General features: G+C 60.0%; 10 protein-coding genes and 1 pseudogene. All 11 read left to right on the plus strand.

The annotated features are described in order from the left end of the window. Positions 1-196: 196 nt before the first annotated feature. Positions 197-1,210 carry a type VI secretion system protein TssA gene (gene tssA, locus ACRER8_RS21590; RefSeq protein WP_431748231.1) on the plus strand — a complete coding sequence of 338 codons (1,014 nt, stop codon included), beginning with the start codon at positions 197-199 and terminating at the stop codon, positions 1,208-1,210. Between the two features lie 107 nt (positions 1,211-1,317). Next, positions 1,318-1,866, plus strand: a complete 549-nt coding sequence (gene tssB / locus ACRER8_RS21595; protein WP_431748221.1) for a type VI secretion system contractile sheath small subunit — start codon at positions 1,318-1,320, stop codon at positions 1,864-1,866. Continuing rightward, positions 1,863-3,356, plus strand: a complete 1,494-nt coding sequence (gene tssC / locus ACRER8_RS21600; protein WP_431748222.1) for a type VI secretion system contractile sheath large subunit — start codon at positions 1,863-1,865, stop codon at positions 3,354-3,356. The genes tssB and tssC overlap by 4 nt, the downstream gene beginning before the upstream one ends. Before the next feature lie 134 nt (positions 3,357-3,490). Next, positions 3,491-3,979, plus strand: coding sequence for an Hcp family type VI secretion system effector (locus ACRER8_RS21605; RefSeq protein WP_431748223.1), 489 nt, complete (start codon positions 3,491-3,493; stop codon positions 3,977-3,979). Between the two features lie 80 nt (positions 3,980-4,059). Continuing rightward, entirely contained in the window at positions 4,060-4,581 is a 522-nt protein-coding gene (tssE, locus tag ACRER8_RS21610; protein ID WP_431748224.1) for a type VI secretion system baseplate subunit TssE, read from the plus strand. Continuing rightward, a complete protein-coding gene (tssF, locus tag ACRER8_RS21615) occupies positions 4,578-6,437 on the plus strand; it encodes a type VI secretion system baseplate subunit TssF (RefSeq protein WP_431748225.1) in 1,860 nt (619 codons plus the stop codon). Before tssE ends, tssF begins: the two co-directional genes overlap by 4 nt. Continuing rightward, positions 6,401-7,480 (plus strand): type VI secretion system baseplate subunit TssG, encoded by a 1,080-nt coding sequence (gene tssG, locus ACRER8_RS21620; protein WP_431748226.1) that lies wholly within the window; start codon positions 6,401-6,403, stop codon positions 7,478-7,480. The genes tssF and tssG overlap by 37 nt, the downstream gene beginning before the upstream one ends. Next, positions 7,473-10,151 (plus strand): type VI secretion system ATPase TssH, encoded by a 2,679-nt coding sequence (gene tssH / locus ACRER8_RS21625; RefSeq protein ID WP_431748227.1) that lies wholly within the window; start codon positions 7,473-7,475, stop codon positions 10,149-10,151. Before tssG ends, tssH begins: the two co-directional genes overlap by 8 nt. A gap of 114 nt (positions 10,152-10,265) precedes the next feature. Beyond that, positions 10,266-12,209: a type VI secretion system Vgr family protein gene (locus ACRER8_RS21630; protein WP_431748228.1), complete on the plus strand. Its 1,944-nt coding sequence runs from the start codon at positions 10,266-10,268 to the stop codon at positions 12,207-12,209. Between the two features lie 24 nt (positions 12,210-12,233). After that, a complete protein-coding gene (locus tag ACRER8_RS21635) occupies positions 12,234-12,668 on the plus strand; it encodes a DcrB-related protein (RefSeq protein ID WP_431748229.1) in 435 nt (144 codons plus the stop codon). 36 nt (positions 12,669-12,704) lie between these two features. Beyond that, positions 12,705-16,473: pseudogene (locus tag ACRER8_RS21640) on the plus strand (DUF6531 domain-containing protein); the annotation flags it as partial.

Here is a 16,473-nt window from a genome sequence, read left to right on the forward strand (position 1 = left end):
AGAACTGTCACAGAGGACGCATAGCTTACCTTGACAACGGATAACTTCCACAACAAAAATGCACAACTTCCTGAACATCAATGATGTCCATGTGATATCCCTGCTCTGATAAAAGAAAGAATGTTCCGCATTATGCGTAGGACATTTCCGCGCTAACTGTAAGATTTATTCGCACCCGATAAGGAAATCGATTTTGTTGGATGTTCCGTTGTTACTCACTGCAGTTTCCTCGAACTCTCCGTGTGGTGATGAGTTGGAATATGATGCGGACTTTCTGCAGTTGGAGCGCGATGCCCAAGGCAAGCCTGAACGCACTATGGGTGATTCGGTTCATCCCGCAGAACCACCTCAGTGGCGAAAAATCGAACAGTCCAGCATTACTCTTCTGCAACGCAGTAAAGACCTGCGAATCACTCATTTCCTCCTGCAAAGTGCCTTGGCCCTCGATGGTTTTTCCGGGTTGGCCAATGCCCTGACGCTGATCAACGATCTGCTGGGCCAATACTGGCCGACGCTATATCCGCAACTCGATGCAGATGACGCCAACGATCCCACCGTGCGCATCAATGCCCTGTCTGGCATCGCTTGCGAAACCAACATTCGACTGCTGCGTGAAAGCCTGCTGACCCGCTCCCGGACGTTCGGGCCGATCAGCCTGCGTGCAGCGCTGAACGCCAGCGGTTTGCAGAGCTTTTCGGACGAACACCTCACGCGTGACGAACTGGCGGGTGCGCTGCGAGACAGCGATTCCGAGCATCTTTGCGCTCTGCGCTCAGCCTTGCAGGAGGCGCACTGCACTGCCGACGCCATCGAGCATTACGTGTCCAGCCAGGTTGGCTCCGCTCAGGGCGTGGATCTGTCTGCCCTCAAGCAGCCACTCAAACAGGCGCTGCACATTCTCGATGAATACGCTCCAGGCCAGGCCGTGGCCACACTCGCGCTCCAGAACACCCAGGACCCACTCCCCGTGAAACAGATAGTGGCTGCTGCGCCGCAAGTTTCCGAAGGGGTCGGCAACCGCGACGACGTGGTTCGCAGTCTCGACAAAATTCTCAATTACTACGCCCGTCACGAGCCTTCAAGCCCGCTGCCGGTGCTGTTGAATCGGGCGAAAAATCTGGTGCAGGCCGACTTCGCGGCCATCGTGCGTAACCTGATTCCCGACGGTATGACCCAGTTCGAAAATCTGCGCGGTCCCGACGCCGAATAACCGTTTCGCTCAAGCAGCGAGCCGGCCAGTGCATGGATCACGCAACCCCGTTATCGGCCAAGACCGATGACCCCAATCACGTCGCAGCAGCGACCAGGAGGAGCAACGTGGCGAACACCAGTTCTCAGAAATTCATTGCGCGCAACCGCGCGCCACGGGTCCAGATCGAGTACGACGTGGAGCTGTACGGCGCCGAGAGAAAGGTCCAGCTGCCGTTCGTGATGGGTGTCATGGCGGATCTGGCAGGCAAGCCTGCCGAGCCGCTAGCGGCTGTGGCCGACCGCAAGTTTCTGGAAATCGACGTCGATAACTTCGACTCGCGCCTGAAGGCCATGCAGCCTCGCGTGGCCTTCCATGTGCCGAACGAGCTGACCGGCGAAGGCAACCTGAGCCTGGACATCACCTTCGAGAGCATGGACGACTTCAGCCCGGCCGCCGTGGCGCGCAAGGTTGATTCGCTGAAGCAGTTGCTCGATGCACGCACTCAATTGGCCAACCTGCTGACCTACATGGACGGCAAGACCGGCGCAGAAGAAATCATCATGAAGGCGATCAAGGACCCGGCCCTGCTGCAGGCCCTGGTGAGCGCGCCAAAACCTCAGGATGCTGAATCTCAAAGCGCTGAGCCAAAGCCTGATCAGGACGAGCGACCATGACCCAATCGCTGCATGACAACCGGGCTCAGACCAATCAGACCGAAGACACCAGCGAGTTCGCCTCGCTCCTGTTACAAGAGTTCAAACCGAAAACCGAGCGTGCTCGTGAAGCTGTCGAGGCCGCCGTGCGCACCCTCGCCGAACAGGCTTTGGCGCAGACCGATCTGGTCTCCAATGACGCCATTACCTCGATCGAGTCAATCATCGCCGCCATCGACGCCAAACTTACCGCGCAAGTGAATCAGGTGATCCATCATCCTGAATTTCAGCAACTGGAAAGCGCTTGGCGCGGCTTGCATTACCTGGTCAACAACACCGAAAGCGATGAGCAGCTGAAAATTCGCGTGCTCAACATTTCCAAGCCGGATCTGCACAAGACACTGAAGAAATTCAAAGGCACGGCGTGGGACCAGAGCCCTCTCTTCAAGAAGATGTATGAGGAGGAATACGGTCAGTTCGGTGGTGAACCTTACGGTTGTCTGGTGGGCGATTACTACTTCGATCAATCGCCACAGGATGTCGAGCTGCTGGGCGAACTGTCCAAGACTTGCGCCGCCATGCATGCCCCATTCATAGCAGCGGCGTCGCCGACCGTGATGGGCATGGGTTCGTGGCAGGAGCTGTCCAACCCGCGCGACCTGACCAAGATTTTCACTACCCCGGAATATGCCGGCTGGCGCTCGCTGCGCGAATCGGAAGACGCGCGTTACATCGGCCTGACCATGCCCCGTTTCCTCGCGCGTCTGCCTTACGGCGCCAAGACCGATCCGGTGGAAGCCTTCGCCTTCGAAGAAGATACCGACGGCGCCGACAGCGCCAAGTACACCTGGGCCAATGCCGCTTACGCGATGGCGGTGAACATCAACCGCTCGTTCAAGCACTACGGCTGGTGTTCGCGGATTCGCGGCGTCGAGTCAGGTGGCGAGGTGCAGAACCTGCCCGCGCACACCTTCCCGACCGACGATGGCGGCGTGGACATGAAATGCCCGACCGAAATTGCCATTTCCGACCGTCGCGAGGCGGAGCTGGCGAAGAACGGTTTTATGCCGCTGCTGCACAAGAAAAACACCGACTTCGCGGCCTTCATCGGCGCGCAGTCACTGCAGAAGCCGGCCGAATACGATGACCAGGACGCCACCGCCAACGCCAACCTGGCCGCGCGTGTGCCGTACCTGTTCGCCACCTGCCGCTTCGCCCATTACCTGAAGTGCATCGTGCGCGACAAGATCGGCTCCTTCAAAGAGAAGGACGAGATGCAGCGCTGGTTGCAGGACTGGATTCTGAACTACGTCGACGGTGACCCGGCGCACTCTACCGAAACCACCAAGGCCCGGCATCCGCTGGCAGCCGCCGAGGTTGTGGTCGAGGACGTCGAAGGCAACCCGGGTTACTACAACTCGAGGTTCTTCCTGCGCCCGCATTACCAGCTCGAAGGGCTGACGGTGTCGCTGCGTCTGGTATCCAAGCTGCCTTCGGCCAAGGGTGCGTAACTGTGAAAACACCCTGTAGCAGCACGGTTTGCCGGACTGCTACAGGAATATGCCGGCTCTGAATATGAGCTTTGCCGCATTGACGACGCCGGCTTTGACTAAAAAAAACGTGATAGACCACACTGGAGAAAAACATGGCTACTGATATCTTCATCAAGATCGGCGACATCAAGGGCGAGTCCATGGACAAGGCCCACAAGGACGAAATCGACGTGCTGGCCTGGAGTTGGGGCATGTCCCAATCCGGCAACATGCACGTCGGCGGTGGTGGCGGCGCGGGCAAGGTCAACATTCAGGACATCTCACTGACCAAGTACGTCGACAAGGCCACACCGAACCTGATGATGCATTGCTCCAGCGGCAAGCATGTCGATAAGGTCACGCTGACCGTGCGCAAGGCGGGTGGCGAAAGTCAGGTCGAGTACCTGATCATCAATCTCGAAGAGGTGCTGATCACCTCGCTGACCACCGGCGGCTCGGGTGGCGATGATCGACTGACCGAAACCATCACCCTTAACTTCGCTCAGGTACTGGTCGACTATCAGCCGCAGAAAGCCGATGGCACCAAGGATGGCGGTCCGATCAAGTACGGCTGGAACATTCGCTCCAACACCAAACGTTAACTCTCGATGCCCCCCGGCCGCCAATGGCGGGGGGGCGTTTGCGGTTTTTCGATTTCGATCCTGTTTCCGGTGCCTGAAGTATGGCCTTGCCTTCCGACCTGACCTTGCGCGAGCGCCTGCAGCCCTCGCTGCTCGACCGCTTGACTGACGAAGAGCCCGGCAATCTTCGGGAAAGCGCAGACAAACGCGTGTTGTCCCTGAGCCTGCTCAAGGCCTCGGTACTGCGCGACCTGACCTGGCTGCTCAACACTACATCGCTGCTGGACGCAAATGCCACGCTGCAGACACCAGCCGGCACGTCAGTGATCAATTATGGGTTGCCAGCCCTGGCGGGCAACAGCGCATCGAACATCGATGTCAGCGTGCTCGAAAGCCTGATCCATCAGGCTATTGCCACGTTCGAGCCGCGCATTCTGCGCAACACCTTGCGCGTTCGCGCTCAGACCCTCCCAAACCAGATGAACCATAACGCTCTGAGCTTCGAGATCGAAGGCGATCTGTGGGCACAGCCGGTGGCCCTGCCGCTATTGCTGCGCACCGATCTTGATCTGGAATCCGGCCACATGCAGGTCGTGCCTGCCGAACAGCGGAGGCGAACATGAATCCGCGTCTGCTGGAGCTATACAACCAGGAGCTACAACACGTTCGCGAAAGCGCGGCGGAGTTTGCCAAGGAATACCCGAAGATCGCCGGGCGCCTGACGCTGTCCGGGATCGATTGCGCCGACCCTTATGTTGAGCGCCTGCTGGAAGGTTTTGCGTACCTCACTGCGCGCGTGCAGCTCAAGCTCGACGCCGAATACCCGACCTTCACACACAATCTGCTGGAAATCGCCTACCCGCATTACCTGGCACCCACTCCTTCGATGACCGTGGTGCAGATGCAGATAGACCCGAACGAAGGATCGCTGAGCAGCGGCTTCACCCTGCACCGCGACAGCGTGCTGCGAGCGGCACTGGGTCGCGACTCACAAACCTCCTGCGAATACCGCAGCGCCCACTCGGTGACGTTGTGGCCGCTGAAAGTCAGCCACGCCGAGTACTTCGGCAACCCCTCCACTATGTTGGGTCGCCTGGCGGCCAGCGAGCCGAAAGCCAAGGCGGGGTTACGCATTACGCTGACGACGGGCGCCGAACAGCCGTTCAACAAACTGAGTCTGAAAAACCTGCCGCTGTACCTCAATGGCTCTGACGAACTGCCGTTTCGTCTCTATGAACAACTGCTCGGCAATGCCTGCGCCGTATTCGCTCGCCAGCCCGGCGCTGATTGGGTCGAGCGCCTGCCAAGCGATGCCTTGAAATCCTGCGGCTTCGATGACCGCGAAGCCGCGATGCCGGTGGTTGCGAAGGCGTTTCAGGGTTATCGATTGCTGCAGGAATATTTCGCCCTACCGCAGCGTTACCTGTTCGTCGACTTCACTTCTCTTGGGCGCGCCGTGCAGCGTTGCAGCGGTCAGGAGCTGGAGTTGATCGTGCTGTTCGAGCGCTTTGACCAGAGCCTTGAAGGCAGCGTCGGCCCTCAGCAGTTCATGCCGTTCTGCACCCCTGCGATCAATCTGTTTGCGCGCCGGGTCGACCGGATTCACCTGTCCGACCGGGTCAATGAACATCACGTGATCGCCGACCGCACACGGCCGATGGACTTTGAAATCCACTCGCTGACCGGCGTCACCGGCTACGGCACTGGCCCTGAGCAGAGCTTCCTGCCGTTTTACGCCGTGCGTGATCCATCGCGTTATGGCCACGATAAAGCCTATTACACGCTGCGTCGTGAACCTCGTGTGTTGTCCAGCGAGCAACGCCGCATGGGCACGCGCTCGACTTACGTCGGCAGCGAGACCTTCGTCAGCTTGGTGGACAGCCAGCAAGCGCCGTACCGGCACGATTTGCGGCAATTGGGGGTCAGTGCCCTGTGCACCAACCGCGACCTGCCGCTGTTCATGAACGTGGGCAGCGGCAAGACAGATTTCACCCTCGCGGACAGTGCGCCGGTCGCCGCCATTAGGTGCCTGGCCGGCCCCAGTCGCCCGCGCGCCAGCCACGCCCACGACCAGAAAGCCTGGCGACTGATCAGCCAGCTGTCACTCAATTATCTGTCGCTCAGCGAGCAAGGCCAGGGGGCTGCGGCACTGCGTGAATTGTTGCGCTTGTATGGCGACACCAACGATGCCGCCCTGTTATTGCAGATCGAAGGGTTGCGCGGCGTCAGCAGCAAACCCTGTACCCGTCGCCTGCCCATGCCAGGCCCGATCGCCTTCGGGCGTGGTCTGGAGATCACCCTGGAGTTCGACGAAAACGCCTTTCGCGGCACGGGCGTGTTTCTGCTCGGCGCGGTATTCGAGCGGTTCCTGACGCGCTACGTTTCCATCAACAGCTTCACCGAGACCGTGATTCGCACCAGCGAGCGCGGCGAGATCATGCGATGGAAAGCCATGCCCGGCCGGCGCCCGACGCTGTGAGCACGCTCAACGACATGCACGAAGAGCCTTGGGAATACGACTTCTTCCAGGCCCTGCGCCGTATCGAGTGCGAGTCGCCCGAGCTGCCGCGCTTCGGGCACTCGTTACGTCTGGCGGACGATCCTCTGCGGCTCGGTCAGCAGCCCGATTGCGCGTTCGCACCCTCAACACTGGCAGCATTGATACCCGCCAATGGTGGCAAGCCTGCACGCCTCGAACAGTTTTTCTTCGGCCTTGGCGGTCCCAACGGCCCGCTTCCCCTGCACCTCACCGAATACGTGCGCGAACGCCAGCGCAACAACGCCGACAGCACCAGCAAAAGCTTTCTGGATATCTTCCATCATCGCCTGCTGAGCCTGTTTTACCGAGCCTGGGCCGAAGCGCGTCCGACTGTCAGCCATGACCGGCCCGACGACGATTACTGGTCTGCGCGACTGGCCGCGTTCAGCGGGCGTGGCATGCCGAGCCTGCACGGTCAGGGCTTGGTTCCCGACACGGCCAAGCTGCATTTCAGCGGACATCTGTCGGCGCAGACCCGCTACCCGGACGGTCTGAAGGCGATTATCGAGGACTATTTCGGCCTGCCGGCGGAAATCGAAGAATACGTCGGCCAATGGCTGGAACTGCCCGGGCGCAGCCGCATAGGCGTCAGTGCCCATCAGCTGAGCGTCGATTTTTGCCTCGGCAGTCATGTCTGGGATCGCCAGCACAAATTCCGCATCCGGCTCGGCCCGCTAAAGCTCGAGGAATACATGGGCATGCTGCCCGTTGGTGAACCATTCAGGCATCTGGTGGCGTGGGTCGCCGAGTATCTGGGCCACGAACTGGACTGGGACCTGAACCTGATTCTGCAACAACCATACATCCCCAAACTTCAACTCAACGGCCAGTCCCGCCTGGGTTTTAACACTTGGTTGGGACAACCGAAAGAACACGCTTGCGACCTTATTCTGGCCCGACATTACGCTGATCAAACGAGTTCGGAAGCACCTGAACAGGCAACTTCTCCACATCAATACGCAAGGAGCACTGAACATGGGTGAAATCAGTCGCGCAGCGCTGTTCGGCAAGCTGAACGGCGTTGGCTACAAGGCCATCGAAGCGGCTACCGTTTTCTGCAAATTGCGGGGCAACCCGTATGTGGAACTGGCTCACTGGTTTCACCAACTGCTGCAACTGCAGGACTCGGACCTGCACCGGATCATTCGCCAGTTCGACGTCGAACCGGCCCGGTTGGCTCGCGACGTGACCGAAGCGCTGGATCGCCTGCCGCGAGGCTCGACCTCGATCACCGATCTGTCTTCCCACGTCGAAGAAGCCGTCGAGCGCGGCTGGGTCTATGGCAGCCTGATGTTCGGCGAAAGCCAGGTGCGTACCGGTTATCTGCTGATCGGCATTCTCAAGACACCGAGCCTGCGCCATGCGCTGATCGGGCTGTCCGGCGAGTTCGACAAAGTCAAAATCGAGGCCCTGAGCGAACGCTTCGACGAATACGTCGGCGACTCTCCGGAAAACGCGCTGAGCGCCAGCGATGGTTTCAATGCAGCTGCAATGCCCGGTGAGGCGAGCGGCGCGATCGCCCCCAGTGCGATCGGCAAGCAGGAAGCGCTCAAGCGCTTCACCGTCGACATGACCGAACAGGCCCGTAGCGGCAAGCTCGACCCCATCGTTGGCCGCGACGAAGAAATTCGGCAGATGGTCGATATCCTCATGCGCCGTCGCCAGAACAATCCGATTCTTACCGGCGAGGCAGTCGTCGGCAAAACCGCTGTTGTCGAAGGCTTTGCGCTGCGCATTGTCGCAGGAGACGTGCCGCCAGCGCTCAAAGACGTCGAGCTACGCAGTCTTGATGTCGGTCTGTTGCAAGCGGGTGCGAGCATGAAAGGTGAGTTTGAACAACGTCTGCGCCAAGTCATTGAAGACGTTCAAGCCTCGCCCAAACCGGTCATCTTGTTTATCGATGAAGCCCATACGCTGGTCGGCGCAGGCGGCGCGGCGGGCACTGGCGATGCGGCCAATCTGCTCAAACCCGCACTCGCCCGCGGCACGCTGCGCACCGTCGCGGCCACGACCTGGGCCGAATACAAGAAGCACATCGAGAAAGACCCCGCCCTGACCCGCCGATTCCAGGTCGTGCAAGTTGGCGAGCCGTCGGAAGACAAGGCGCTGCTGATGATGCGCGGCGTCGCCTCTACCATGGAAAAACATCATCGGGTGCAGATCCTCGATGAGGCGCTGCAAGCCTCGGTCAAGCTATCCCATCGCTATATTCCGGCGCGCCAGTTGCCGGATAAATCCGTGAGCCTACTGGATACCGCATGCGCTCGGGTTGCGGTCAGTCTGCATGCCGTGCCTGCGGAGGTGGATGACAGCCGTCGGCGCATCGAGGCTTTGGAAACCGAGTTGCGAATCACTGCGCGGGAGCACGCGATTGGCATCGACACCGGCGCGCGTCGAAACAACAGCGAGGCATTGCTGAACACCGAACGCGAGCGCCTGGCAGCACTGGAATCACGCTGGAGCGAAGAGAAATCTCTGGTCGATGAACTGCTCGCCACCCGCGCTGAATTGCGCGAAACCGCAGGCGTTGTCGATCAGGACGCAGACATCGAAAACAGCCATGCCCTGCGTGACAAACTGGTCGACCTGCAAGCCCGCCTCAGCGCTCTACAAGGCGAAAGCCCGCTGATTTTGCCGACCGTGGATTATCAGGCCGTCGCTTCGGTGGTCGCCGACTGGACCGGCATTCCGGTCGGTCGCATGGCGCGCAACGAGCTGGAAACCGTACTCAATCTGGGCCAGCACCTTAAGAAACGCATCATCGGCCAGGACCATGCGTTGCAGATGATTGCCAAGCGCATCCAGACCTCACGCGCCGGCCTGGACAACCCGAGCAAACCCATCGGCGTGTTCATGCTCGCCGGCACTTCTGGTGTGGGCAAGACCGAAACCGCGCTGGCGCTGGCCGAAGCCATGTACGGCGGCGAGCAGAACATCATCACCATCAACATGAGCGAGTTTCAGGAAGCCCACACCGTGTCCACCCTCAAGGGCGCGCCGCCGGGGTATGTCGGGTATGGCGAAGGTGGCGTGCTGACCGAGGCCGTGCGGCGCAAACCCTACAGCGTGGTGTTGCTGGATGAGGTGGAAAAAGCCCATTCGGATGTCCACGAGATCTTCTTCCAGGTCTTCGACAAGGGCGTGATGGAGGACGGCGAAGGTAGAGTGATCGACTTCAAGAACACGCTGATTCTGCTCACCACCAATGCTGGCACCGAGCTGATTTCACGCCTGTGCAAAGACGCGCAGAACGTGCCCGATCCGGAAGATATCGCCAAGGCGTTGCGTCGGCCACTGCTGGAAATTTTCCCGCCTGCACTGCTCGGTCGCCTGGTGACCGTTCCCTACTACCCGCTCTGCGACACCATGCTCAAGGCGATCACCCGTTTGCAGCTCGATCGCGTCAAGAAACGCGTGGAGTCGACGCATAAAGTGGCGTTCGAGTACGACGATGCGGTGGTCGATCTGATTGTCTCGCGCTGCACCGAAACCGAAAGCGGTGGGCGAATGATCGACACCATCCTGACCAATACCTTGCTGCCGGAAATGAGCCGCGAATTCCTGACGCGCATGCTCGAAGGCAAGCCAATGGCGGGGGTACGGATCAGCGAGCGGAATAATCAGTTGGATTATCAGTTCAGCGATGTCGGTTGAGCACCTGCCTATCCATAACAGCGCGGCTTGCCGGCAGCAGCAATTTGGACAACGCCACCGCCGGCAAGCCGTGCTGCCACAGGTCGGCGACACGAATACTTAACGGAATAAATCATGCTATTCACGCAACTCACCCGCTTGGCGCAAGTCACCTGCCCTCTGGGCCCGGACGTGCTGCTGCTCAAAAACATGAGTGGCGGCGATGAACTCGGGCGGCTATTTAATTACGAACTAGAGCTGACTTCCAGCGACGACGCCATTGACCTGAATCTGTTGCTCGGTAAGCCCATGAGCGTGTCAGTACAGTTGAGCGGTGGCGAAAGCCGTTATTTTCACGGGTTGGTTGCGCGTTGCAGCCAGAATGTCGATACCGGCCAGTTCGCCAGTTATCAAGTCACGCTGCGGCCCTGGCTGTGGTTGCTGACACGCACTTCCGACTGCAAGATTTTCCAGCATCTGAGCATCCCGCAGATCATCAAGCAGGTCTTTCGCGACCTGGGTTTCTCTGATTTTGAAGACGCCCTCAGCCGCTCCTACCGCGAGTGGGAATACTGCGTTCAATACCGCGAAAGCAGTTTCGATTTCGTCAGCCGGTTGATGGAACAGGAAGGCATCTACTACTTCTTCCGTCACGAAAAAGACCGTCATGTACTGGTGCTGGCCGACGCCTATGGCGCGCACCAAGCGGCGCCGGGTTATGAGTCGGTGCCTTTCTACCCGCCCGATGGCCAGCATCGCGAACGCGATCACATCAGCGATTGGCGCCTGGCGCAGGAAGTGCAGCCCGGCTCTCTGGAGCTTAACGACTACGATTTCCAGCGGCCCAGCGCGCGCATTGACGTGCGCTCGGCCATGCCCCGCCCGCACTCGGCGGGGGATTATCCGCTGTATGACTACCCTGGCACCTACGTGCACAGCCAGGACGGCGAACACTACGCGCGCACTCGTATCGAGGCCATTCAGAGCCTGCACGAACGTGTCGAATTCAATGGCAACGCGCGTGCCCTGAGCGCCGGGCATTTGTTCAGCCTGACCGGCTTCAGTCGGCAGGATCAGAATCGCGAGTATTTGATCGTCGGCACGCGTTATCTGGTGACTCAAGAAAGCCTGGAAACCGGCGGCAATTCCGCAGGCCTGCAATTCGAAAGCACCCTCACCTGCGTCGATGCGCAACAGACTTTCCGTCCGTTGCCGAGCACTATTCGTCCCATCGTCAAAGGCCCGCAGACCGCCATGGTTGTTGGCCCCAGCGGGGAGGAAATCTGGACCGATCAATTCGGCCGGGTGAAGGTGCATTTCTATTGGGATAGACACGATCAGTCCAACGAAAACAGCTCGTGCTGGATTCGGGTCTCCCAAGCCTGGGCGGGCAAGAACTGGGGCTCGATGCAGATTCCGCGGATCGGCCAGGAAGTCATCGTCAGTTTCCTCGAAGGCGACCCCGACAGACCGATAATCACCGGTCGGGTCTACAACGCCGAACAGACCGTGCCCTACGATCTGCCAGCGAACGCCACGCAAAGCGGCATGAAAAGCCGCTCTAGCAAAGGCGGTACGCCGGCGAACTTCAACGAAATCCGCATGGAGGACAAGAAGGGCGAGGAGCAGCTGTACATTCACGCCGAGCGCAATCAGGACATCGTGGTGGAGGTCGATGAAAGCCATTCGGTGAGGCATGACCGCAGCAAGAGTGTCGGCAACGATGAGACGGTTACCATCGGCCAGGACCGGCTGCGCGCCGTCAAACACGACGATGTGCTGCTCGTGGGCTCAAGCAAAACCGACAGCATCAGCCGCAGCTACCTGATCGAGGTCGGTGAAAATCTGCGCCTGGTCTGTGGCAAGAGCGTGCTGGAGCTCAATGCCAGCGGCCAGATCAATCTGAGTGGCGTGCAGTTCAACCTTCACACCGAGGGCAGCGCAGAGATCAACACCGGCGGCACGCTGCAGCTGAACATTGGCGGTGGCCCGGGAGCCACTCCAGATGGTCAAGGCAGTAAGGGCAGCATTGATGCCGCAGTAAAAGCGATGTTTCCCGAACCAGAATCCGATCAGTAATCCTTTTGAAGAGAAGCCGTCGCCATGACGTATCGCATCAACGAGTTTCAGTTCGCCCTGCCTGACGGCGAGTTGCAGGACGCATCGATCAACATCTTGAAGTTCACCGCATTGGGCACCTCACTGGTCATCAGCCGTAGCTTGCTGGCAGAAGACGAAACCTTGCACAGCAACTTCGACGCACAGCTCAAGCGCCTGGAACAGCAGGTTCAGGAGCTGCGTTATCAGCCAGCGCAGGTCGTGGGCGTCGGCGCTTCGCAAGAGATTGAAGCACTCGAATTGCGCAGTCAGTTCAGCAAAGGCGCCGAAAAGGTATTTCAGTATCAACTGGCGCTGGTGCTGCCAGGCTCGCGCAAGATGCTAGCCCTCAGCTACTTCAAGGCGCAGCCGCTCAGCGATGCCGAGGCGCGGCATTGGGCGACGATCAAACAGTCATTGCAGTTCGACGGTGTTCGGTGAGTAAGATGATTTTGATGCCAGGCAGGTGGGTCGTGAATGTCTGACGCACTCTGGGCCGCTCGGGTTGGCGACGCGTTATCACACACCTCGATGATGGCCGATATTCTCGGTGGCGTACTGGAAGTGGCCGCCAACATCGCCATCGGCGCATTGGCCACTGCTGCGGTGGTCGCGGCAACCGGAATCACTATCGCCACTGGCGGTATAGGTGCCTGCGTCTTGGGCGCTGTGGTCGGGCTAGTGGTTGGCGTGGTGATGAGCAAAACCGGGGCCGACAAGGGCTTGAGTTCCTTATGCGAGGACATCGGGAACGGTCTGTTTCCACCCACGCCTCAGGCCAATATCTCGACAGGCTCTACCGACACCTTCATCAACGGTATCGCGGCTGCACGCGCGGCAGGTAGCGTACCCTCGACGCTGGTGGCCACGGGTTCACCTGACAGCGCAGACGCCGAAGATCCAGAGCCGCAGCCTGAAGAGGAATCAGGCTTTCTCGACATGGCCAAGGGTTTCTTCTCGCAGATGTGGCGCCCCACCGTCGCAACACCCGGACCAGGCGTCGTACCCAAGCCGCTGGATATGGTGCTCTGCACGCGACATCCGCCGATGCCGCCACAGATGCTCGCCGAAGGTTCGGACAAGGTCACCATCAACGGCCAGCCCGCGGTGCGCAGTGGCGACCGCAGTACGTGTGACGCGACGGTCGTGTCCTCAGGGCTGATTTCGCCCAACGTACGTATCGGCGGTGGCAAGGTGGTGGTGCGCGAAATCCGCAGCGGCAAGACGCCCGGCGTTGGCCTGGCGATCACCGCGCTGATGATGCTCAAGGGCCGCAAGGGTAAATTCCTGAGCAACCTGCCGTGCATGCTGCTCAGCGGCGTGAATTCTTTCGTCGTCAGTTCGGCCATGGGTGCGCTGACCAACGCCATCGCGGGTCGCCAAACCCGGTACATGCCGCGACCGGCGCCAAGGTTTTGGGCGGCGTTGAGGAGCTGGATTTCGTGCTGCCGGGCATCCTGCCCATCGAGTGGCAACGCTTTTATAGCAGCTGCGATGAACGCCGCAATGGCCTGTTCGGCGCAGGCTGGAGCGTGGCGTTTGAAGTCAGCGTGCGCATCGAAGTCCATCCCGAGGGTGGCGAACGACTGATCTACGTCGACGAGCAAGCGCGCTCCATCGACATGGGCTTGATCCCGCAGGGCGGCGCAGTATTCAGCGCCGGCGAAGGGCTAGCGGTGCGGCGGCATGGCAATGGTCAGTTGCTGATCGAGAACGAGGATGGCGTTTATCGGCTGTTCGAGCCGACGCAGAGTGATGCTTCGTTATTGCGCCTGACCCAACTGGGCGACCGCAACGACAATCGCATCTATCTGGATTACGACGCCGATGGGCGTTTGATCCAGCTGCGCGACACCTTCGATCTGCTGCGTGTGTCGCTGGTGTATTCCACGCATTGGCCGCGTCGGGTCGAGCGTGTCGAGCGCCTGTTCTCCGATCGCGCCAGCGAAGTTCTGGCCAGTTATGCCTATGACGCCAGCGGCGATCTGGCCGAGGTTCGTGATGCACTTGGCGCTGTGCAGCGACGTTTTGCCTACGACAGCGGCCGGCGCATGGTCGAGCACCAATTGCCCGCGGGGCTGCGCTGCTTTTATGAGTGGGCGCTGATCGATGAGCGTGAATGGCGCGTCGTTCGTCACTGGACCGACGAGGGCGACGAATACCGCTTCGACTACGACCTGAGCACTGGCAGCACGCAGGTCATCGACAGCCTGAACCGGCGCAGCACACGCCTGTGGAACAGCCAGCACCAGATCACCGAGTACACCGACAATCTCGGCCAGACCTGGCGCTTTGCCTGGAATGATGAACGCCAGCTGCTTGGCGCGACCGATCCACAAGGCGGGCAATGGCAATACAACTACGACGACGCCGGCAATCTCAGTGCCACCGAAGATCCGTTGGGGCGCAGTGATTCGACGGTCTGGCTGGAGCATTGGTCGTTGCCATTGGCCGAGACCGACGCCGCAGGTAACAGCTGGCAGTACCGCTACGACCCACGTGGCAATTGCACTCACGAAACCAATCCGCTGGGCCATGTGACGCGCTATCGCTACGACGATCGAGGTCAGGTGATCGAGATGATCGACGCCATTGGCAAGCGCAAACAGCTGCGCTGGAACGGCTTCGGTCAGTTGATCGAGCACGTGGATTGCTCGGGTTATCCGACCGCGTTCAGCTACGACCCGCGTGGTTATCTGCTGGGCATCACCGACGCTCGGGGTGAGCGCACGACGTATCAGCACGACGCGCAAGGACGGCTGTTGCGCAGTCAGTTGGCGGATGGTCGGGGCGAGCAGTACCTACGTAATGCCAGTGGATTGCTGACCAATTACACCGACCCGGCCGGGCACAGCACGAAGTATGAGTACGACCGTCGGGGCCAGGTGCGGCAACGCCTCGACGCTCACAATCGCCAAGTGCAGTTCAGCTATGACGCCTACGGCCGATTGCAGGCGCTAACCAACGAGAACGGCGAGAGCTATCGATTCGCATGGGATGCCGGTGATCGGCTGGTGACACAGCAGGATCTGGACGGCAGCCAGCGGCGCTACAGCTACGACGCACTGAATAATCCTGTTCGGGTGGAGCATCTGCCCGCGCCCGATGAACACCGGCTTGTTTCGGATTCGATTATTCATGCGCTGCAGCGTGACGCGGTGGGTCGGCTAATCGCCAGAACCACTGCCGATGGGCGCACCGAATATCGCTACAACCCACTGGATCAGCTCATCGAGGTCGAGTTTCATGATCTGCGGGGGCAGCAACAGAAGCTGGGGTTTGCATACGACGCGGTGGGCCAGTTACTGAGCGAGCACAGTGCTGCTGGCGTGTTGCAGCATCACTACGATGAATTGGGCAACCTGATCCAAACGCAACTGCCCGATGGCCGCTGGCTCAATCGCCTGCATTACGGCAGCGGCCATCTGCACCAGATCAACCTCGACGGGCAAGTCATCAGCGACTTCGAGCGTGATCGTCTTCATCGCGAGGTGCTGCGCAGCCAGGGGCAGATCAGTACGCGCAGCCAGTACGACCGCAGCGGACGCTTACGCTCGCGTCTGCGACGGCCTGCCAGCCAACCGGTGCAATTGCCTGCCGAAAGCACGAAAGATTACGAATACGACCCCGCTGACAATTTGATCGGTCGTTTGCACCGCAATCGCCAAGGTGATCGGCGAACGCTGCTGCACTACGACGCCACAGCGCGAATTATCGCCAGCCAGGAAGGCTTGCAAGGGCAGAGTGAGACCTTCGCCTACGACGCTGCCGCCAACCTTCTGGACACCGCAACCAGCGCGGGCCAAGTGCGCCATAACAGGCTGCTGACGTATCAGGACAAGCGCTATCGCTACGACGGCTTCGGGCGGATGGTCGAAAAACGCAGCGCGCGGCGTGGTACGCAGGGGTTCGGCTACAACGCCGACAGCCGCCTGATCGAGGTGCGCAACCCGAACGGCAATGTGGTGCGCATGACCTACGATCCGCTAGGCCGACGCATCGGCAAAAGCGAACACGACCAACGGGGCCAACTGCTCGGCGAAACCCGCTTCACCTGGGACGGCCTGCGACTGCTACAAGAGCGAAGCAACAGCCTGAGCAGCCTGTACGTCTACGCCGACGGCGGCCACGAACCTCTCGCGAGAGTCGACGGCAGCGGCGCCCTGCAAAAGGTTCGCTACTACCACAACGACCTCAACGGCCTGCCCGAACAACTCACCGAAGCCGACGGCCATACCGTGTGGCA

The sequence above is a fragment of the Pseudomonas sp. genome (genome assembly GCF_050739935.1).
Lineage (GTDB): Bacteria > Pseudomonadota > Gammaproteobacteria > Pseudomonadales > Pseudomonadaceae > Aquipseudomonas.